16 protein-coding genes are annotated in these 17,987 nt (G+C 66.9%); 10 read left to right on the top strand and 6 right to left on the bottom strand.

Going from position 1 to position 17,987, the window contains the following annotated elements; translation table 11 throughout:
* From AC1Q6V_RS12765 to AC1Q6V_RS12755, 3 genes are all read left to right on the top strand, one after another.
* Positions 1-588, top strand: a complete 588-nt coding sequence (locus AC1Q6V_RS12765) for a surface-adhesin E family protein (protein WP_011617089.1) — start codon at positions 1-3, stop codon at positions 586-588.
* 175 nt (positions 589-763) lie between these two features.
* Positions 764-997, top strand: a complete 234-nt coding sequence (locus AC1Q6V_RS12760) for a hypothetical protein (protein WP_010814156.1) — start codon at positions 764-766, stop codon at positions 995-997.
* A 396-nt stretch (positions 998-1,393) separates the two neighbouring features.
* Positions 1,394-3,100 (top strand): mechanosensitive ion channel family protein, encoded by a 1,707-nt coding sequence (locus AC1Q6V_RS12755; protein ID WP_492344488.1) that lies wholly within the window; start codon positions 1,394-1,396, stop codon positions 3,098-3,100.
* A 29-nt stretch (positions 3,101-3,129) separates the two neighbouring features.
* Here the strand turns inward: AC1Q6V_RS12755 and AC1Q6V_RS12750 are convergent, their stop codons facing one another.
* The gene (locus AC1Q6V_RS12750; RefSeq protein ID WP_010814158.1) at positions 3,130-3,561 is read right to left on the bottom strand and encodes an RT0821/Lpp0805 family surface protein; all 432 of its coding nucleotides are present in this window, start codon (positions 3,559-3,561) and stop codon (positions 3,130-3,132) included.
* Positions 3,562-3,763: 202 nt separating this feature from the next.
* On the opposite strand from AC1Q6V_RS12750, the gene AC1Q6V_RS12745 reads away from it, so the two are divergent.
* The 3 genes from AC1Q6V_RS12745 to mdoH all read left to right on the top strand — a co-directional run bounded on the left by AC1Q6V_RS12745 (position 3,764) and on the right by mdoH (position 8,686).
* Entirely contained in the window at positions 3,764-4,135 is a 372-nt protein-coding gene (locus tag AC1Q6V_RS12745; RefSeq protein WP_010814159.1) for a hypothetical protein, read from the top strand.
* Between the two features lie 367 nt (positions 4,136-4,502).
* A complete protein-coding gene (locus AC1Q6V_RS12740; RefSeq protein ID WP_037025456.1) occupies positions 4,503-6,101 on the top strand; it encodes a glucan biosynthesis protein G in 1,599 nt (532 codons plus the stop codon).
* The gene (gene mdoH, locus AC1Q6V_RS12735; RefSeq protein WP_081225829.1) at positions 6,074-8,686 is read left to right on the top strand and encodes a glucans biosynthesis glucosyltransferase MdoH; all 2,613 of its coding nucleotides are present in this window, start codon (positions 6,074-6,076) and stop codon (positions 8,684-8,686) included. Before AC1Q6V_RS12740 ends, mdoH begins: the two co-directional genes overlap by 28 nt.
* A 106-nt stretch (positions 8,687-8,792) precedes the next feature.
* Here the strand turns inward: mdoH and AC1Q6V_RS12730 are convergent, their stop codons facing one another.
* Positions 8,793-9,380 (bottom strand): hypothetical protein, encoded by a 588-nt coding sequence (locus tag AC1Q6V_RS12730; RefSeq protein WP_454749468.1) that lies wholly within the window; start codon positions 9,378-9,380, stop codon positions 8,793-8,795.
* Between the two features lie 393 nt (positions 9,381-9,773).
* On the opposite strand from AC1Q6V_RS12730, the gene AC1Q6V_RS12725 reads away from it, so the two are divergent.
* Positions 9,774-10,979, top strand: a complete 1,206-nt coding sequence (locus AC1Q6V_RS12725; RefSeq protein ID WP_010814163.1) for a Bcr/CflA family multidrug efflux MFS transporter — start codon at positions 9,774-9,776, stop codon at positions 10,977-10,979.
* 19 nt (positions 10,980-10,998) lie between these two features.
* On the opposite strand, the gene AC1Q6V_RS12720 is transcribed toward AC1Q6V_RS12725, so the two are convergent.
* Together AC1Q6V_RS12720 and AC1Q6V_RS12715 are read right to left on the bottom strand one after the other, a co-directional pair.
* Complete coding sequence (locus AC1Q6V_RS12720) at positions 10,999-11,853, bottom strand: mechanosensitive ion channel family protein (protein WP_010814164.1); 855 nt, start codon at positions 11,851-11,853, stop codon at positions 10,999-11,001.
* 213 nt (positions 11,854-12,066) lie between these two features.
* Complete coding sequence (locus AC1Q6V_RS12715) at positions 12,067-13,269, bottom strand: ammonium transporter (RefSeq protein ID WP_010814165.1); 1,203 nt, start codon at positions 13,267-13,269, stop codon at positions 12,067-12,069.
* Positions 13,270-13,778: 509 nt separating this feature from the next.
* On the opposite strand from AC1Q6V_RS12715, the gene AC1Q6V_RS12710 reads away from it, so the two are divergent.
* From AC1Q6V_RS12710 to AC1Q6V_RS12700, 3 genes are all read left to right on the top strand, one after another.
* Positions 13,779-14,060: an HU family DNA-binding protein gene (locus AC1Q6V_RS12710; protein ID WP_010814166.1), complete on the top strand. Its 282-nt coding sequence runs from the start codon at positions 13,779-13,781 to the stop codon at positions 14,058-14,060.
* A 210-nt stretch (positions 14,061-14,270) separates the two neighbouring features.
* Complete coding sequence (locus AC1Q6V_RS12705; RefSeq protein ID WP_010814167.1) at positions 14,271-14,756, top strand: acyl-CoA thioesterase; 486 nt, start codon at positions 14,271-14,273, stop codon at positions 14,754-14,756.
* Positions 14,757-14,766: 10 nt separating this feature from the next.
* Positions 14,767-15,249, top strand: a complete 483-nt coding sequence (locus tag AC1Q6V_RS12700; protein WP_010814168.1) for a CreA family protein — start codon at positions 14,767-14,769, stop codon at positions 15,247-15,249.
* A gap of 32 nt (positions 15,250-15,281) precedes the next feature.
* On the opposite strand, the gene AC1Q6V_RS12695 is transcribed toward AC1Q6V_RS12700, so the two are convergent.
* Entirely contained in the window at positions 15,282-16,124 is an 843-nt protein-coding gene (locus AC1Q6V_RS12695) for an acid phosphatase (protein WP_454749467.1), read from the bottom strand.
* Positions 16,125-16,171: 47 nt separating this feature from the next.
* Positions 16,172-17,920, bottom strand: a complete 1,749-nt coding sequence (locus tag AC1Q6V_RS12690) for a class I adenylate-forming enzyme family protein (RefSeq protein ID WP_010814170.1) — start codon at positions 17,918-17,920, stop codon at positions 16,172-16,174.
* Positions 17,921-17,987 lie beyond the last annotated feature (67 nt).

The raw sequence follows: 17,987 nt of genomic DNA, 5'->3' as shown, positions 1-17,987 counted from the left end.
ATGATGTTCCGCATTTTTAGGCACGCAGCCGCGTTTGCTGGCTGCCTGCTCGGACTGGCCGCACCGCTGGCGCATGCCGAAGGCAGCGCCGCGACGGCGCCGTCCCCCGTTCCCTCCAGCACCACCCGCCCGGCTGCCGCCGCTGGCCTGTACGAGTGCCAGGTCGCTGGCACCGGCACGGTATTCCGGTCCACGCCCAGGGAAGGCTGCCGGCTGGTCGCGGCACCCGATCCCGCCGCCCCCGATCCGCAACGATGGCTTCCCCTGATGGGTGCCAACGGCGTGATTTCGTATTTCGATCAATCCACGGTGCGCCGCCAGGGCACCGAAGTCGGCGTGGTGGTGATGCGCAATTCGCCGTCGGGGGTGATCCGCACCGCCAGCGGCGAGCCGATCCGCTCGTCGCTCAAGCGCATGGTGCTGAACTGCGCCACGTCCATGTTCGCCGTGGTCGAGCAGACGCTCTACAGCAAGCGCTTTGCGCGCGGCGATTCGCTCTATACGATCCGCGCGCCGCAGTACGGCACCTTCCAGGTCGCCGGCCCCGGCACGATTGCCGGAGAGTTGCTGCGCAAGCTGTGCCGGTAAGCCTGGCGGCGAGCGGCGATCCACGGCTGCCTGTCCAGCTCCCTATCAGGGTTTGTCCCGGTCAACGGCGCGCAAACCTTCCTCGTTGATGCTGGTGACAGGGCGCGAGCCAAAAGCGCCCGTCATGGCAGGCATCCCTGCCATACCTACCCGCAGGGCAAACGAGGAGACGGAAATGAAGAAATGGATCGTCATGCTGTCGATGGCAATGTTCGGTGCGGGCGCGATGGCGCAGACGCCGGCTACTCCGGCGACGCCTGCCACCCCGGCCACGCCGGCGGCAGCGTCGACTGACAAGGCCGCGCCGGCCAAGGCAGACAGCAGCAAGGCCAAGGCCAAGAAGACCAGCAGCAAGAAGAAGAGCCACGCGCCTGCGGCCAAGGATCCGACGAAGAACAAAGGCGCCTGAGCGCGCTGATGATGGCGGCGGGCGCACGGCTCCCCGGCAAGCGGGGAGGCAGGCTGCGCCCGTGACTGCCATGCCGCCACGCAGATAATGGCCGGCCGCGCCTGCATGGCGCGGACCCGCCGTGCGCAGGACAGCCCCGCGGCACGCGTTGCGTGTCTTCCGGGGGGATAGAGCAGGGCATGTCCGGGCGGATCGCAACCAGGAGGCTTCGGCCTCCTTTTTTTCGTCCGCTGCCGCAGGGCGGCTGCCGCCGCGCCGGCTTTGCGCCTGCGCCGCCGCACGCTATGCTTGCGGGCATCGTGCCGGACCGGGCGTGGAGCCCTCGCGCCGGCGCAGGCCAACTCGGACGGGAGCGGTCTTATGGCAACGCTAGCGGTGTGGCGGCGGTGGCGGCGATTGACGGCATTCTGGATGGCGGGACTGGGCTGGGTGATAGGCACGCTGTGGATGCAAGCCAGCCTGGCTGCGCCGGCGTCCGAGCCCGCGGCCGTGCCGGCTCCGATCGCCGTGCGCAGCGGCGCTGCGGTCGAGCTGCGCCTGATGGATAGGCCCATCGCCACCATGCGCGCCGAGATCGCGGGAGCCACCCCGGCCATGCGCGTCTCGCGCGCGCAGCTGGTGTTCGACGACCTGACGGAAAGCGAACTGGCACTGCCGCTCGGGCAGGTCAGCGGCACGTTCGGCGATGCGCCGATGGTCGCCTTCCGGCTGGGCGACCGGCTCTTGTTCGCGCTGACCTCGCAAGACCTCTCCCCGGAGGATCACCTTACGCTTGAGGCTGCCGCAACGCGCACCGCGGCGGGCCTGCGCCAGGCCATTGCCGCGCGGCGCGCGCACCTGCACTGGCCCAACCTGCTGCGCGGCGCCGCGCTGAGCCTGCTTGGCCTGGCCGTGCTGGCCGCGCTGACATGGGGCGTGGCGCGAGCCGGCGTGGCCCTGCGCGCTCGCCTGCAGGTGGCACTGGAGCGCCACCTGGCGCGGCGCGTCGGCGGCCAGTTCGACTGGACCGGCGCGCTCTACCACCTGGTTGCCCGCATCGTGCAGATCCTGGCGATCGGGCTGGTGCTGGTGCTGGCCTTTGCCTGGCTGGAGTTTGCGCTCGAGCTGTTTCCGCTGACCCAGCCCATGGGCGACCGCATGGGCGCCTTTATCGTCGGCTTGCTGTCGCAGATCGCGCTGTCGATGGTGTCGTCGGTGCCGGGCCTGGTCACGGTGGCGGTGATCGTGCTGATTACCCGCGCGGTGCAGCGGCTGGTGTCGAATATCTTCAAGGCGGTGCAGAAGGGCCAGATCACGGTGCCCGGCATGCATCCGGAAACCGCAGGCGCCACGCGGCGGCTGGCGGCGGTGGTGATCTGGGCGCTGGGCTTCACCTTTGCCTACCCCTACATCCCGGGCTCGGACAGCGATGTCTTCAAGGGGCTGTCAGTGCTGCTGGGCTTCATGGTGACGCTGGGATCGGCCAACGTGGTCAACCAGCTGATGAGCGGCATGGTGGTGGTGTATTCGCGTGCGCTGCGGCGTGGCGACATGGTGTGCATCGGCGATACGGTGGGCACCGTGGCCTCGCTCGACGCCCTGTCGGTGAAGGTGATCAACCTGCGCAATGAAGAGGTGACGCTGCCCAATGCGGTGGTGGTCGGCAGTGCCATCCATAACTACACCCGGCACGGCAGCGTGCGTGATCCCCGCGTGCAGGAAGGCTGGCAGGCTGCGCTGATCTCGACTTCGGTCACGATCGGCTACGACACGCCCTGGCGGCAGGTCCATGCGATGCTGCTGGCAGCCGCCGCCGAGGCGGCGCATATTGCGCCGTCGCCGACGTCATTCGTGCTGCAGCGGGGGCTGTCCGACTTCTACGTCGAGTACGAACTGTTCTGCGCGCTGGACCACCCGCGCAATCGCTTCTACGCGCTGTCGGCCCTGCACGCGGCGATCCAGGACCAGTTCAACACCCACGGGGTGCAGATCATGTCGCCGCATTTCATGGCGCAGCCGGACAAGACCGTCTACGTGCCCGGGACCAGGTGGTACGAGGAACCCGGGTCGCCGCAGGTCGATCCGGCGGCGCGGCCGCATCGCGCGCCGTCGCGCGCGGCATGAACGCCGGCGGCGCGAGCGCTCAGCGCCGCTTACTCATCGACGTGGCGCGACTTCCATTGCCCGTTGGACTGCTTGCAGAACCAGCCGCTCCAGTGCTCTTCAGCGCTGCCGCGCTTGAGGTCAGACTTCAGGCGCCGGCAGGGCTGGCCCTTGTCGGTCTTGCTTTCGACCGGCGTGATGGTGCCGTCGATCTGCTGGCGCCGCCCCGCCGCCGGGAACGTCCATTCAACCGTCTTGCCGTCGGCCGTATCGTTCAGTGCGGTGCGCACTGACTTGGCCAGCGATGCGCCTTCCTTGTCGTTGAGCGTGCCGATGATGGTGCCGCTCAGGTAGTTGTCGAAGTACGCCTGCGCCGGTGCCGCAGCGGCAAACAGCAGGGCGGCACCAAGCGCGCCAGTGACGGCGGCGCGCAGGGCAGGGCGGACAGGGCTGACGGTAGGGTCGGATGGCCGAGGCAGCATGACGATTCCTTGTGGCTTCGTGGTGGCGTTTGGGTGGCATTGTAAGCGCAATGCAGCGCCGCAGCGGCGCTGCGGTGCGGTTGACACGTGCCAGCCGCTGACCTAGCGTTGATTGTTGCCCCCGCGCTTCGCGTCGGCCGGCAGCGGCGCCTGCCGTGCGCTTTGCAAGGCAAGCGCATTTCCCCCAGCGAGAGGAGATCCCATGAAGCTGAGCTATCTGACCATCGGCCTGGCCCTGGCCTGCGCATTCGGCACGCTGCACGCCCAGACCACGGGCAAGGCCGACAAATTCAATCCTTACACCGACGGCGCCAAGCAAGACAAGTTCAGTACCTACTCCGATGGCGCCAAGCAGGACAAATTCAGCCCGTACTCGGATGGCGCAAAAAGCGACAACGTGACTTCGCTGAACCCGGGTGCCCGCCCTGACCAGATGGAGCCGATCCAGGGCGGCGCGCAGAAATCCTTCGACTCATATAGCCAGGGTGGCATGAAGAGCGGGAAGTTCGATCCGTATTCCGAAGGCGCCAAGAGCGGCAAGTTCGATCCGTACAGCGAAGGCGCTAAAAAGTAACACCGTATTAAAAGGGCCGGCTGCCGGCCGGCCCCGATCCGCACCAGATTCTCGCAGCCGGGAGGCGTTCGCCTCGCCGGAGCTTGCGGCCGCGTGATCCCGACGCCCGCAAAGCCTTGTCCGGAGCGGCTTTCAGGCAACCTGGCCAACATTTTGTTTCAAACCTTGCGTGATCGAAACGTGACTTTTGCGTCTCGAATTGTTATGGTTTATTGCGCATCGCAACAAACCGGACACAGTGCCCCGCGGGCCGTCTGCCTCGTGTCCGGGCCTCGCCACTCGGCGCCGGGCCCGTCTCTTGCTGTGTCGTCCTTCGTTCCGACCGCCGATGCCGGTCACCCCGATTCAACCGCTTACCCTGGCATACATGTCACAGATCGCCACGCCACGCCTGTCCATTCCCCATACCTTGCCCGCCGCCGGGCCGGGGGCCCGCCGCCGGGCGGCGCGGGCGGGTGTGCGGATCGCAGCCTGGCTTGGTGGCAGCGCGCTGGCGCTGTGTGCCATGGCAGCCCAGGCGTTCGATTTCGACACGGTGGCGGCGCGCGCGCGCCAGCTGGCAGCCTCGCCTTACAAGGCGCCCCCGCAGAACCTGCCGCGCGAGTTGCGCGAGCTGTCGTACGAGCGCTACCGCGAGATCGAATACAAGCCCGAGCGCTTTGCCTGGCGCGGCACGCGCGTGCCGTTCGAGCTGTCATTCTTCCACGAGGGCATGGTGTTCGACCAGCCCGTGCGCATCCATGAAGTGGTGGGCAACAGCGTGCGTGAATTCCGCTTCGACCCGTCCGCGTTCAACTACGGCCCGCACAAGGTCGATGCCGGCAAGCTCAAGGGCCTGGGCTTCGCGGGCTTCCGCATCCTGTATCCGCTGAACCAGGGCAAGCGCAAGGATGAGCTGGCGTCGTTCCTGGGCGCGAGCTATTTCCGTGCGCTGGGCAAGGACCAGTGGTACGGCTTGTCGGCACGCGGCCTGGCGGTGGACACCGCGCTCAATTCGGGCGAGGAGTTCCCGCGCTTTGTTGAGTACTGGATCGAGCGTCCCGGCCCCAATGCCAAGGAGATCACGATCTACGCGCTGATGGATTCGCGCCGCATGAGCGGCGCGTACCGTTTCACCATCAAGCCCGGCGCCGAGACCGCGATGGAGGTCAAGTCGCGCCTCTACCTGCGCGAGAACGTGACCAAGCTGGGCCTGGCGCCGCTGACCAGCATGTTCCTGTTCGGCGAGAACCAGCCGTCGCCCGCACAGGATTTCCGTCCCGAGGTGCATGACTCTGACGGCCTGTCGATCCACCTGGGCACCGGCGAATGGGTCTGGCGCCCGCTGGTCAATCCCAAGCGCTTGCTGGTCACCTCGTTCGCGGCGACCAATCCGCAGGGCTTCGGGCTGATGCAGCGCGACCGCACCTTCAACAGCTACCAGGAGATCGGATCGTGGTATGAGCGCCGGCCGAGTGGCTGGGTGCAGCCGCGAGGCAACTGGGGCTCGGGCCGGGTAGAGCTGGTGCTGATCCCGACGCCGGACGAGACCAACGACAATATCGTCGCGTACTGGGTGCCGGACAACCCGCCCAAGCCGAAGCAACCCTTCGACTATGAGTACCGGCTGCTGTGGCAGAAGGACGGCGAACAACAGCCGCCGCTGTCGTGGGTGACCCAGACCCGGTTGGGGCAGGGCCAGACCCGCAACAAGGAAGACACGAGCTTTTCGCTGGTGGTGGACTTCGAAGGCCCTGCCTTCGGCAAGCTGCCGGCGAACGTGCGCATCGACCCGGTAGTTTCGGCCGATGCCAACGGTGAGCTGCTGAAAACGTCGGTGCAGCGCAATGAGGCGACCGGCGGCTGGCGCATGACCATGGTGATGCGCCGCAAGGACGAAACCAAGCCGGTAGAGTTGCGCGGCTATCTTCGCAACGGCAATACAACCCTATCCGAGACGTGGAGCTACATCTTACCCCCAGGCTAAAGCAGCGACCGGCCAAGGCGGCGGCATGCGAGCGCTATGTCGACCGCCTGCCGGTATCGCCTGAAGTGCGCAGCGAACTGCTGGCAGACGGCGCGCCCGCGACGCCGGTCGCACCGGTCACGCCCGTGGCATCCGTTGCCCCCGTGATCGCCGTTACCGCCGACGGCCGCGATGCGCAGGACGCGATCACGCGCCTGCAGTCGCGCCTGGCGGCCAAGGACACGCCGCCCGCGCAAGGCGGCAGTGCCTACGCCTCTGTCGGCCGGCGTTTCACGATCGCATACGGCAATCCCCAGGTGGATGGCGCACCGCTGCTGCAGCGGCGCGAAGACGGCACCGTGAAGGTCGACACCGGCCCCGAGCCCGAGCGCAGCTCGATGGTGCCGCGCCAATGGCCGCCGCATATCGTCACCGGCTGGCTGCGCAATACCTGGCGCCGCATGCTCGGCCGCCCGCCCGTGCCCGAGACCTGGGACACGCTGCACGACGGTCCCGATGCCGAAGGCAAATGGCATCCCGCCGGCTCGCACCGACGCTGGTTCCTGCTGGGCCTGGTCGTGATCCAGACCGTGCTGGCCACCTACTTCATGAGCAACGTGCTGCCATACCACGGCGCCGATCCGCTCGAGATCGCCATCCTGGTGCTGTTCGCCGTCCTGTTCTCATGGGTGTCGGCCGGCTTCTGGACGGCAATGATGGGCTTCCTGGTGCTGGCCAAGGGCGGCGACCGCCACCTGATCTCGCGCTCGGCCGCGCCCGACGGGCCGATAGCGCCCGAGGCGCGCACCGCGATCATCATGCCGATCTGCAATGAGGACGTGACGCGCGTGTTCGCGGGGTTGCGCGCCACCTATGAATCGCTGGCGCGCACCAGCCACCTGTCCAACTTCGATTTCATCGTGCTGTCGGACAGTGGCAATCCGGACCTGCGCACCGCCGAGCATGACGCGTGGATGGAGCTGTGCCGCGCCGTCGGCGGCTTTGGCCGCATCTTCTACCGCTGGCGCCGCCACCGCGTGAAGCGCAAGACCGGCAACGTGGCCGACTTCTGCCGCCGCTGGGGCAGCAAGTACCGCTACATGGTGGTACTCGATGCCGACAGCGTGATGAGCGGCGACTGCCTGGCCACGCTGGTGCGGCTGATGGAAGCCAACCCCGGCGCGGGCATCATCCAGTCCGCACCCCTGGCAGTGGGTCGCGAGACCCTCTACGCGCGCGTGCAGCAGTTCGCCACGCGCGTGTACGGGCCGCTGTTCACGGCCGGCCTGCATTACTGGCAGCTGGGTGAATCGCACTACTGGGGCCATAACGCCATCATCCGCGTGCATCCGTTCATCGAGCACTGCGCGCTGGCGCCGTTGCCCGGCCGCGGCCCGCTGTCGGGTGAGATCCTGTCGCACGACTTTGTCGAAGCCGCGCTGATGCGCCGTGCTGGCTGGGGCGTGTGGATCGCCTACGACCTGGAAGGCTCGTACGAAGAACTGCCGCCGAACCTGCTGGACGAGGTCAAGCGCGACCGCCGCTGGTGCCAGGGCAACCTGATGAACTTCAGGCTGTGGCTCAAGCAGGGCTTCCACGTGGTGCACCGCGCGGTGTTCCTGACCGGCATCATGGCCTACCTGTCGGCGCCGCTGTGGCTGCTGTTCCTGCTGCTGTCCACGGCCATGCTGGCCAAGCACGCGCTGGTGCCGCCGGAGTACTTCACGCAGCAATACCAGCTGTTCCCGACCTGGCCCGAGTGGCATCCGGAAAAAGCGCTGGCCTTGTTCTCCGCCACGGCCACGCTGCTGTTCCTGCCCAAGCTGGCCAGCGTGGTGCTGCTGCTGAAGCAGGCGCGCCGTTATGGCGGGGCGGTGCAGCTGATTGCCAGCATGCTGATCGAGGTGATGCTGTCCGCGCTGCTGGCGCCCACGCGCATGCTGTTCCACACCAAGTTCGTGATCGCCGCGTACAGCGGCTGGGGCATCTCGTGGAAGTCGCCCCCGCGCGAAGACGCCGAGACCAGCTGGGGCGAGGCATTCCGTCGCCACGGCTGGCACACGGCCCTGGGCCTGGCTTGGGGTGGCCTGGTGTACTGGCTGAACCCGTCCTACGTGCTGTGGCTGCTGCCGATCGTGGGCTCGCTGGCGCTGTCGATCCCGTTGTCGGTGATGCTGTCGCGGGTGTCGTTCGGTCGCGCCTCGCGCAATGCGGGCCTCTTCATGATCCCCGAGGAGACGCAGGTACCGCGCGAGATCGTCGAGACGCAGCAGCATGTCGAAGCCGCGGCCGAAACGCCTGACTTTGTCGATGCCGTGGTGGACCCGGTTACCAATGCGCTGATGTGCGCGACCGCCACGCCGCGCGTGGTGCAGCCGGAATCGGCACGCAAGCGCCATGAGGCCCTGGTCGAGCATGCGCTCACGCATGGCCCGCGCGCGCTGACGCCCGCGCAGAAGCATGTGCTGCTGGGCAATCCGTTTGCACTGGCACGCCTGCATGAACTGGTGTGGGGCTCGCCGCTGGCCGATGCCGGCTGGAAGGACACGCGCATCCTGGTGCGGCGCGCGGCCAACGTGCTGCCGCTGCGCCCGCGCGCTGCCTGAGCGGTACTGACCCAAACGAGAACGGCCCGCATCTGCGGGCCGTCTTTCTTTTGCGCGGGCGGCGTGCCGTGCCGCATCAATTGCAATCGATTCTTGTTTGTATTGGCTAGCGCAGCGCGGCCGTGCAGATGGGCGCGTTGATGTAGACATCGCCGATGCGGCGCTCGCCACGGTCCTTGCGCGTCATGTAGCGGAACATCAGGCTGATGCCTAGCTTGGTCAGGATCTCGACGTCGCGGTTGGCGCAGATATTGCGCTGCAGGGGCGCAGCGTAGTTGACCTCGAAGCTGGCCAGGTCCAGCATCGGCCCGCGGTAGTTGGTGAGCTCCAGCTGGAACAGCACATGCTTGCCGGGGATCGACTGGCAGCGGCGCAGCCGCGTTTCTCCGTCGATTTCGATTGGCAGGGCGTCGTTGAGCTGGCGGCAGGCGCGTGCCAGCACGTTGTCGGGCCGCGTGGTGTTGCGCAGCAATTCAGGCACGCCGGCGGCGCCGGTGTTCTGGCCAGTGGCAGCGCCCTTGAGCATGCGTGACAGCGGGTCGGCCTCATCGATCGCTGGGGCCGGCGCCGAGGCGGCGACATTGCGCGCCTGCACCGGCGCGGCGTTGCCGGGCTGGGGCAGAGGCAACAGCAGCGCAGCCGCGAGTGCGGCCGGGCCTAGCGAAGCGGAAAGCGGCGTGTGTCGTATTCTCATGCAGGCTAACGTTGCCGGGACCGATACTGTCGTCCGTCTCTGCGTGGCCGACGGTGTGGCTTGCGCCGACAGGCTGGCATTGTACCCTCCACCTTGCCACAGGTGAAAGCCGCGCCACCCCGCAAGGGCATCCGCAGCGCCGGATTCGCGCTGCCGTGATCGCAAATGACCTGACACCACTATTCACCAATAGCGCCAACTTCGCCAGCATGATCGAACCCGACCTTGGCGGGGCAGTTTTTCTGAACGACTGTTTCAAAACCGGCTACGCCAGCGCCGTACCGCTTTCGTTATGCTGTGCAACAATTGCGTCTTTTCACGGGTTGCAGGCGCGGGCTGCGGCGCAAGCAGGCTGGCCGTGCATGACAACGCCGTTCCCCCCGGATACTTCCCATGCTCCGTTCCACCAGCGCTGCCTCGGCCGCGCGCTTTCCTGCCTGGCTGCTGATCTGCGGTTCGCTGATGGCGATCGCGCCGTTGTCGATCGACATGTACCTGCCGAGTTTTCCGTCGCTGGCCGGCGATCTCGGCGTGGACATCGGCCAGGTGCAGCTGACCCTCGGCACATTCCTGGTGGGGCTGGCGCTGGGGCAGGCTTTCTATGGGCCGTTCAGCGACCGCTTCGGGCGCAAGCCGCCGCTCTATGTCGGCCTGTGCCTCTATGTGGCCGCCGCGGTGGGCTGCGCGCTGGCACGCAGCGTGGAGTCGCTGATGCTGTGGCGCTTCCTGCAGGCGCTGGGCGGCTGCGCCGGCATGGTGATGGCACGCGCGGTGATCCGCGACCGGCTTGAGGCGCATGAGTCGGCGCGCGCCTTCTCGTCGCTGATGCTGGTGATGGGGGTTGCGCCGATCCTGGCACCGATCGTCGGCGGCGCCATTCTCTCGGTGTCGGGCTGGCGCGCGATCTTCTGGGTGCTGGCGGTGGCAGGGATGCTGATCCTGCTGCTGGTACACCTGCGCATGGAGGAATCGCTGGACCGGCGCCATGCGGCGCCGCTGAGGCTCGGCACGGTGGCGAAAAGCTACGCCGAGCTGCTGCGGGATCGCGAATTCCTCGGCTATTCGCTGTCTGCGGGTTTCGGCTCGGCGGGCATGTTCGCGTATATCTCCGGCTCGCCGTTCGTGCTGATCGAGCTGCACGGCATTGCGCCGTCGCACTACGGTTTTGTGTTCGGTGCCAATGCGCTGGGCCTGATCACGATGTCGCAGCTCAACGCCAGGCTGGTGCGCGGCCGCTCGCTCGATCAGGTGCTCGGGGGCGCGCTGCTGGCTGCCTGTGCGGCGGGCCTGGCGCTGGCTGTTGCCGCGCTTGCAGGCGTGGCGGTGCTGCCGGTGCTGCTGGCGGGCTTTTTTGTCTTTATCGGCGCGCTCGGCTGCGTATCGCCGAATGCATCGGCACTGGCGCTCGCCCATCAGGGCCATCGCGCCGGCACGGCTTCGGCGCTGATGGGCACGCTGCAGTTTTCACTCGGGACGCTGGGCGGCGCGGCAGTCAGCCTGTGGCGCGACGGCACCGCGCTGCCGCTGGGCGTGGTGATGGCAGCCTGCGGCGCGGGCGCGGTGCTGATGCGATACTACGGGCGCTCAGGCCCCCGCTGATACCGTCTGCGAGCCGTCGTCAGGCAGCCTGTTGCGCGGCGGCCTGCTGCGCCAAAGCCTGTTGCACCACCACCATCTGCGCCGGCATTGGTGCGGCATAGCCGGCCTGGCCGAAGCTCTCGCGGATGATGCGGTTGGTATCGAAATAGACTTGCCAGTAGTGGTCGTTGTGGCAGTACGGACGCACCGCCAGCACCGGGCCGACCAGCGTGAACTCCAGGATCTCGACATCGACCGGGGGCTCGGCCAGCACGTTGGGGATCTCCGCGATGCGGGCCTTCAGCAGCGCTGCCGCATGGGCGGTGTCGGTGCTGCCGGCAAGCTGCGCTTTCAGTTCCACGCGCCGGTACGGGTTGGCCGTGAAGTTCTGGATGGTATCGCTGAAGATCTTGTTGTTGCCGACCACGGTCTGCACATTGTCCGGTGTGTCGAGCGAGGTCGCGAACAGGCCGATCTCGCGCACTGTTCCGGTCACGCCGCCGATCGTCACGAAGTCTCCCACCTTGAACGGGCGCAGCACCACCAGGAACGCACCGGCAGCGAAGTTCGCCATCAACCCCGACCAGGCCATGCCGATGGCCACGCCAGCGGCGGCGATCAGTGCGGCGAAGGTCGTGGTCTGGATGCCGAAGTAGCCGAGGATGCCGATCACCAGCACCACGTTCAGCGTCACGGTGACGATCGAGCCGACATAGCGCAGCAGCGTGGGATCGACCTTCTGCTTGCCGAGCGCGTTCTGCACCATGCGCACGACAAAGTGGATCAGCCAGCGGCCGATGACCCAGAAGGCAAGGGCCGCCAGGATCTTGACCCCGAATTCTGTCGCGTAGGTGACGACCAGGGCCTTGAGGTTATCGAAGGTAGTGGCATCCATCGGCGTAGTCCTTTCATGTTGGTGTCCGGCCGGCCGCCGGCACAACATCCCCCGATTCAGCCGGCAGCAATGTGCTAGCCCTGCGCGCTGTTGCGGCGCAATACATGGGCACGGCAATTATTGAGACGCCGTACCGGAAGTGCAAGCAAATTATTGTTAAGACAAGCTGCCTTGCGCAGCTTGTCAATTTAAATCAGGACGGCCCGCACGCCATTACCAGTTGGTTTCCCGTTCCGGCGTTGCCGAAATCCGGTGCAAGGTCAGGTCCGCTCCGTTGAATTCGCCTTCGGCATCGAGCCGGATGCCCACCAGCTTCTTCAGCGCGCCATATACCAGGGTGCCCCCGGCCAGCGCCACCACGATGCCAAGCACGGTGCCGATCGCCTGCGCGCCCAGCGACACACCGCCCAACCCGCCCAGCGTCCTGGCCCCGAAGATGCCCGCGGCAATGCCGCCCCAGGCGCCGCACAGCCCGTGCAGAGGCCACACGCCGAGCACGTCATCGATATGCCATTTGTTCTGCGCCAGCGTGAACATATAGACAAAGAGCGCGCCGGCCACCGCGCCGGTGATCAGCGCGCCGAGCGGGTGCATCAGGTCCGAGCCAGCGCACACCGCCACCAGTCCGGCCAGCGGCCCGTTGTAGGCAAAGCCCGGGTCGTTGCGTCCGGCCGCCCAGGCCGCCAGCGTGCCGCCGGCCATTGCCATCAGCGAGTTGATTGCCACCAGGCCGCTGACCTTGTCGACCGTCTGCGCGCTCATGACGTTGAAGCCGAACCAGCCCACCGCCAGCACCCAGGCGCCTAGCGCCAGGAACGGGATGTTTGAGGGCGGATGGGCGCTGATGCGGCCGTCCTTCTGGTAGCGCCCGCGCCGTGCGCCCAGCAGCAGCACCGCGGGCAGCGCGATCCAGCCGCCCAGCGCATGCACCACCACCGAGCCGGCGAAGTCATGGAATGGCGCGCCGGCCACGCGCGTAATCCAGTCCTGCACACCATAGCGCTGGTTCCAGGCGATGCCTTCGAAGAACGGATAGACAAAACCTACCAGCACGAAGGTGGCGACCAGTTGCGGGTTGAAGCGTGAACGCTCGGCAATACCGCCCGAGATAATCGCAGGAATGGCCGCGGCAAATGTCGCCAGGAAAAAGAACTTGACCAGTTCGTAACCGTTTTTCTGCGCCAGCGTTTCGGCCCCGGACATGAATTGCACGCCGTAGGCAATGGTGTAGCCGATAAAGAAATAGGCGATGGTCGAAACTGCAAAATCCACCAGGATCTTTACCAGTGCGTTGACCTGGTTCTTCTTGCGCACCGTGCCCAGTTCCAGGAAGGCGAAGCCGGCGTGCATGGCCAGCACCATGATGGCGCCTAGCAGGATAAACAGGGCGTCGGTGCCGGTCTTCCAGTCGTCCATAGTGACCTCATGCTCAAAATGGGAGCGTGAGTACGCAAAAAGCATTCCAGCAACGGCCGCATCCTGGTGCCATGTGCACCTTGTCGGGTAAAACCGCACCGGAATGCCGCGCGCAGGCAGGGGCGGGCGCTGCTGGTAGCGTTGCCGCTGGCATCGCCGTGATAGTGCAGATGCGCCAAAATGGCGCGAAACGGCGGCGCGGGCTGAACCGTTATGGTGCGGCGCCCCATTTGTGGGAATCTATCCTATGCTGCTGGTTTGCCCCACGCGCGGGCCGGTCTGGCGTTGCCGCGCTGCGGAACGGCCCGGCAAAGCCGGCTTCTGGCAAGCGGGAAAAGCGTGGAAAATTGCCCGCTAACCGGCCTCAATCAAGGATTTGCGGGTTTTTTTGTCGCATTGGTGCCACTGGGGATTGCTCTACGCGCGACGGGCAGATTAGACTGCGCCGATCGATGGCTTTGCCGCGAGGCACGCACATCGGTGACGACGACCAACAAGGGAAATCAGCCATGAATAAAGGTGAACTGGTATCGGCCATCGCCGCGGAAGCAGAACTGAGCAATGCCGCCGCCGAGCGCGCGCTCAACGCAGCGCTGGACAGTATCAAGAAGGCAGTGGCAAAGGGCGATTCGGTGACGCTGGTGGGCTTTGGCAGCTTCAGCGCCGGCAAACGCGCCGCCCGCACCGGCCGCAATCCGCGCACCGGTGAAACCATCAAGATCCCGGCCGCCAAGACGGTCAAGTTCTCTGCCGGGCAGGGTTTCAAGGACGCGGTGAACAAGAAGAAGTAAGCAGTTTGCGTCCACAGCGTGAAAAGCGGCCTTGCAGGCCGCTTTTTTGTTGCATGGCACGGCCACGCCTGCCGGTACCGGGCTGCAGCCGGCAACGGCGGGCACGATCCGGGTTAAACTGCCGGCGCCAGCGTTCCGGCGTGCAGTCAGGCAATGCCGCCGTCGCAGGTTCGCCCCAGAAATCCCGCCCCCGCAATCCGTACCCGCATCATGAACGATCTGTCCCACCAGCTTTCCATGACCGTGCTGATGACGCCGGACATGGCCAACTTCTCCGGCAACGTCCACGGCGGCACCATCCTCAAGTACCTGGACATGGTTGCCTATGCCTGCGCCAGCCGCTACGCCGGCCGCTACGTGGTAACGCTGTCGGTCGACCAGGTGGTGTTTCGCCAGCCGATCCACGTGGGCGAGCTGGTGACCTTCCTGGCCTCGGTCAACTTTACCGGCCGCAGCTCGATGGAAATCGGCATCAAGGTGGTGACGGAAAATATCCGCAGCAAGCTGGTGCGCCATACCAACAGCTGCTACTTCACCATGGTGGCCGTGGACGACAACGGCACGCCGGCCGAGGTGCCGCCGCTGGAGCCGCGCGACGAGGTGGAGCGCCAGCGCTTTGCCGCCGCCCAGCAGCGCCGCGCGCTGCGCCAGGAAATGGAAAAGCGCCACGATGACATCAAGTCGTCGGTGACCTGAATACCCCGCCATGAAGCGCTACTGCAATCGCATCCGCACGGTCCTGGCCGTCGTCTGTCTGACGGCCGCCTCGGGCGCCCACGCCGAGGAGATCGGCAGCGTCAGTACCAATTTCCGCATGACCGGCTCCGACAAGGTCGTGATCGAAGCCTATGACGACCCCCAGGTGGACGGCGTGACCTGCTATGTGTCGCGCGCCCGCACGGGCGGCATCAAGGGCCAGCTGGGCATGGCCGAAGACCCGCCGGAGGCATCGATCGCCTGCCGGCAGGTGGCCACGATCGCCTTCAAGGGGCCGATCCGGCAACAGGACAACGTCTTCTCCGAACGCATGTCGATTCTGTTCAAGGCCCTGCATGTCGTGCGCGCGGTCGACCGCAAGCGCAATACGCTGGTGTACCTGACGTACTCCGACCGCATTGTCAGCGGCAGCCCGCAGAACAGCGTCACCGCCGTGCCGGTGCCGGCCGGCACGGTTATCCCGGTGAAGTAACCCTGCAGCAGCCGGCCCCGGCACCTGGTGGATCAGGGAGCCAGCGCCGCGCTCTCCGCCTGGCAGTCGCGCGACGGGCGCGCGCCGCTGGCGCGTGCCGCCGCCACTTCGCGGCGGGCGCGGTCCAGGTCGGCGCGGAAGGTGGGGTCGGCATGCAGCCGCGCCACCGTTGCCGCGGCCATCATGCGGCCCTCGTTGACATCGCTTTGCCAGTGCACGTTGCAGACCACGCGGCTCTGGCCGAACGCGCGCCCGCGCGCCAGGATGTCATTGGCGCGTTCCGGCTCGACCTCAGCCAGGATCAGCGCCCAGGCCCAGCCGATGGCGCTGTGGCCGGACGGGTACGAGCCGTCCTTTTCCAGCTTGGCGGTCTCGGCCGGCGTGCACATCTGGGTCTTGTTGGCAACGAAGGGGCGTGTGCGCTTGTAGTGGTCCTTGGCCTTGTAGGTGGACAGGCCGGCATCGACCAGGCTGCGGCGCAGCAGGATGTTCAGGTACGGCGTTTCTTTCTCGCTGACCGGCACGCCCAGCGCGCAGGAGAATGCGCTGGCGGCCTGCGGGAACGTCAACACGGCATCCTCGCCAGCCACTTGCCAGCGCGGTGAACCGCGCAGCGTCCCGGCCTGCCGCGCGGCATCCTCATCCAGCGCCAGCGCTGCCGTGCCCTGCGCCGGCGGCGCGGGCAGCAGCTTCAGGCTGTCCGGGCGCGCGTCGGTAGCCAGGTAGCCGGCAGGCACGCCCGGGCGCAGTTCCGGCACCGTGGACAGGTTGGTGCCGCCGGCGGCGCAGCCAGCCACCAGGGCGGCGAGTGCCACCGCGATAGTTGCCCGCACCGGGGCGGACGGGGAGTGGTCACGCTTTGCTTGTTCCGTCAATTTGTCGTTCCTTGTTGTTCTTGTCGAGTCGGCGGTCCTGCCGCAGCTCAGGTGGCAGCGTCGAACAGCTTGCGCAGGTTCGACTTCAGGATCTTGCCATTGGCATTGCGCGGCAGCATCTCCTGGTAAATCAGGATACGCACCGGCACCTTGAATGCCGCCAGCCGGGTGCGCACGAAATCCTGCAGCTCGGCCTCGCTTGCCTGCATGCCGGGCTTCAGGCTGATCACCGCGGCCGGTTCTTCGCCCAGCGTCTTGTGCGCGAGTCCGACCACCGCGGCATCCATAACCGCGGGATGCTCGTACAGGGTGCTTTCCACCTCGATGCAGTAGATGTTCTCGCCGCCGCGGATCAGCATGTCCTTCATCCGGTCGACGATATAGACGTAGCCTTCCTCATCCAGCCGCGCAATGTCGCCGGTGCGCAGCCAGCCGTCGGCAAAGGTCTGCGCCGTGGCCTCGGGCTTGTTCCAGTAGCCGCGCACGACATTGGCACCGCGCGCCATCAGCTCGCCGGTTGCGCCGGGCGGCAAGGCGCGGCCGTGCCCGTCCACCACCTTCATCTCGCCGATCGGCAGCGCCGGGCCGCTGCTGTCCGGGCGCATCACGTATTCCTCGGCGCTGTGGCTGGTGAAGGTGGACGACGTTTCCGTCATGCCCCAGCCGATGCCGGGAGCGGCCAGCGGGAATACCTCGCCGATGCGCCGCACCAGTTCGGGCGATGCCGGCGCGCCGCCGTAGTTGACGTTCTCCAGCGAGGACAGGTCGAAGCGGCCGCGCTCCGGATGCTCCAGGATCTGCCACGCGATGGTGGGCACGCCGCCGGCCGCGGTGCAGCGCTCGCGCTCGATCAGCTCCATGCCGCGCAGCGCGTCCCAGCGGTGCATCAGCACGATCTTGCCGCCGGTGGCGATGGCGCCGTTGAGCACCGCCATGCAGCCGGTGACATGGAAGAACGGCACCGCCAGCAACATGGCCTTTTGCGGCGCGGCGGGGTCCGGCGCGGGAATCGGCTCGCCCCGGCGCAACAGGTTGCGCATCGGGCTGAAGCTGCCTGCAACCGCCACGTTGGTGGAGTTGCGGTGCGTGCCGAGCGCGCCCTTGGGTTTGCCGGTGGTGCCCGAGGTGTAGAAGATGGTGGCGTCGTCGTCCGGATCGATATCGACCTGCGGCGGCGCCTGGTCTGGCAGCGCGGCCCAGTCAGCCGGGCTGCCGATCACGCTTTCCAGCGGGGCCACGCGCGGCTCGGCCGCGGTGCCGCCGGCACGTGAGGCATAGACGCGTTCCAGCGCCGGGCAGCCCGGCAGGTGTTCCAGGATGCGGTCGAGCCGTTCGGCATCGACGATCGCCACGCGGCTGCCGGAATCGGCCAGGCCGTACTCCAGCTCGGCCCCGGTCCACCAGGCATTGAGCGGCGTCACGATGGCACCCGCCAGCAGCGCGCCGTAGAACGCCACCGGCCATTCAGGCAGGTTGCGCATGGCTACGGCCACGCGGTCGCCCTTGCGCACGCCATCGCGCACCAGTGCATGGGCGAGGGCGATGGCGGCGCGACGGAAGGCATCGTAGGAGACGCGCTCGTCCTCATAGACCACGAAGGTGCGGTCGGCAAACGCGCGCGTGTTCAGCAACAGCTCGCGCAGCGTGGGCGGTGCGTTCTTCCAGACGGTGGTGGGGATGCCGCGGATCACGCGCGTTTCGGTTTCGAACGGCGCGCCGGGCGCGGTAAGCCGGGCGTGGGCCTCGGCCAGCGACATGACCGGCCAGGTGCCGGCCAACTGCGGATTGCTCGACATGACTGCCTCCCGGAACTGCATTGCAGGTTGAGGGAAATGCAGGAAAGCGGCGGGCGCCGGCCTCAAG

The sequence above is a fragment of the Cupriavidus sp. GW823-FHT07B10 genome, from assembly GCF_058794355.1.
The sequence above is the reverse complement of the archived record's forward strand: the minus strand, read 5'-3'. Positions and strand labels throughout refer to the sequence as shown.

What these genes read in the sequence shown, in the direction of transcription:
- AC1Q6V_RS12750 (WP_010814158.1), bottom strand. Translation starts at nt 3,561, where the DNA reads ATGCTGCCTCGGCCATCCGACCCTACCGTCAGCCCTGTCCGCCCTGCC.
- AC1Q6V_RS12705 (WP_010814167.1), top strand. Translation starts at nt 14,271, where the DNA reads ATGAACGATCTGTCCCACCAGCTTTCCATGACCGTGCTGATGACGCCG.
- AC1Q6V_RS12690 (WP_010814170.1), bottom strand. Translation starts at nt 17,920, where the DNA reads ATGTCGAGCAATCCGCAGTTGGCCGGCACCTGGCCGGTCATGTCGCTG.
- AC1Q6V_RS12760 (WP_010814156.1), top strand. Translation starts at nt 764, where the DNA reads ATGAAGAAATGGATCGTCATGCTGTCGATGGCAATGTTCGGTGCGGGC.
- AC1Q6V_RS12710 (WP_010814166.1), top strand. Translation starts at nt 13,779, where the DNA reads ATGAATAAAGGTGAACTGGTATCGGCCATCGCCGCGGAAGCAGAACTG.
- AC1Q6V_RS12700 (WP_010814168.1), top strand. Translation starts at nt 14,767, where the DNA reads ATGAAGCGCTACTGCAATCGCATCCGCACGGTCCTGGCCGTCGTCTGT.
- AC1Q6V_RS12765 (WP_011617089.1), top strand. Translation starts at nt 1, where the DNA reads ATGATGTTCCGCATTTTTAGGCACGCAGCCGCGTTTGCTGGCTGCCTG.
- AC1Q6V_RS12725 (WP_010814163.1), top strand. Translation starts at nt 9,774, where the DNA reads ATGCTCCGTTCCACCAGCGCTGCCTCGGCCGCGCGCTTTCCTGCCTGG.
- AC1Q6V_RS12720 (WP_010814164.1), bottom strand. Translation starts at nt 11,853, where the DNA reads ATGGATGCCACTACCTTCGATAACCTCAAGGCCCTGGTCGTCACCTAC.
- AC1Q6V_RS12740 (WP_037025456.1), top strand. Translation starts at nt 4,503, where the DNA reads ATGTCACAGATCGCCACGCCACGCCTGTCCATTCCCCATACCTTGCCC.
- AC1Q6V_RS12745 (WP_010814159.1), top strand. Translation starts at nt 3,764, where the DNA reads ATGAAGCTGAGCTATCTGACCATCGGCCTGGCCCTGGCCTGCGCATTC.
- AC1Q6V_RS12730 (WP_454749468.1), bottom strand. Translation starts at nt 9,380, where the DNA reads ATGAGAATACGACACACGCCGCTTTCCGCTTCGCTAGGCCCGGCCGCA.
- AC1Q6V_RS12715 (WP_010814165.1), bottom strand. Translation starts at nt 13,269, where the DNA reads ATGGACGACTGGAAGACCGGCACCGACGCCCTGTTTATCCTGCTAGGC.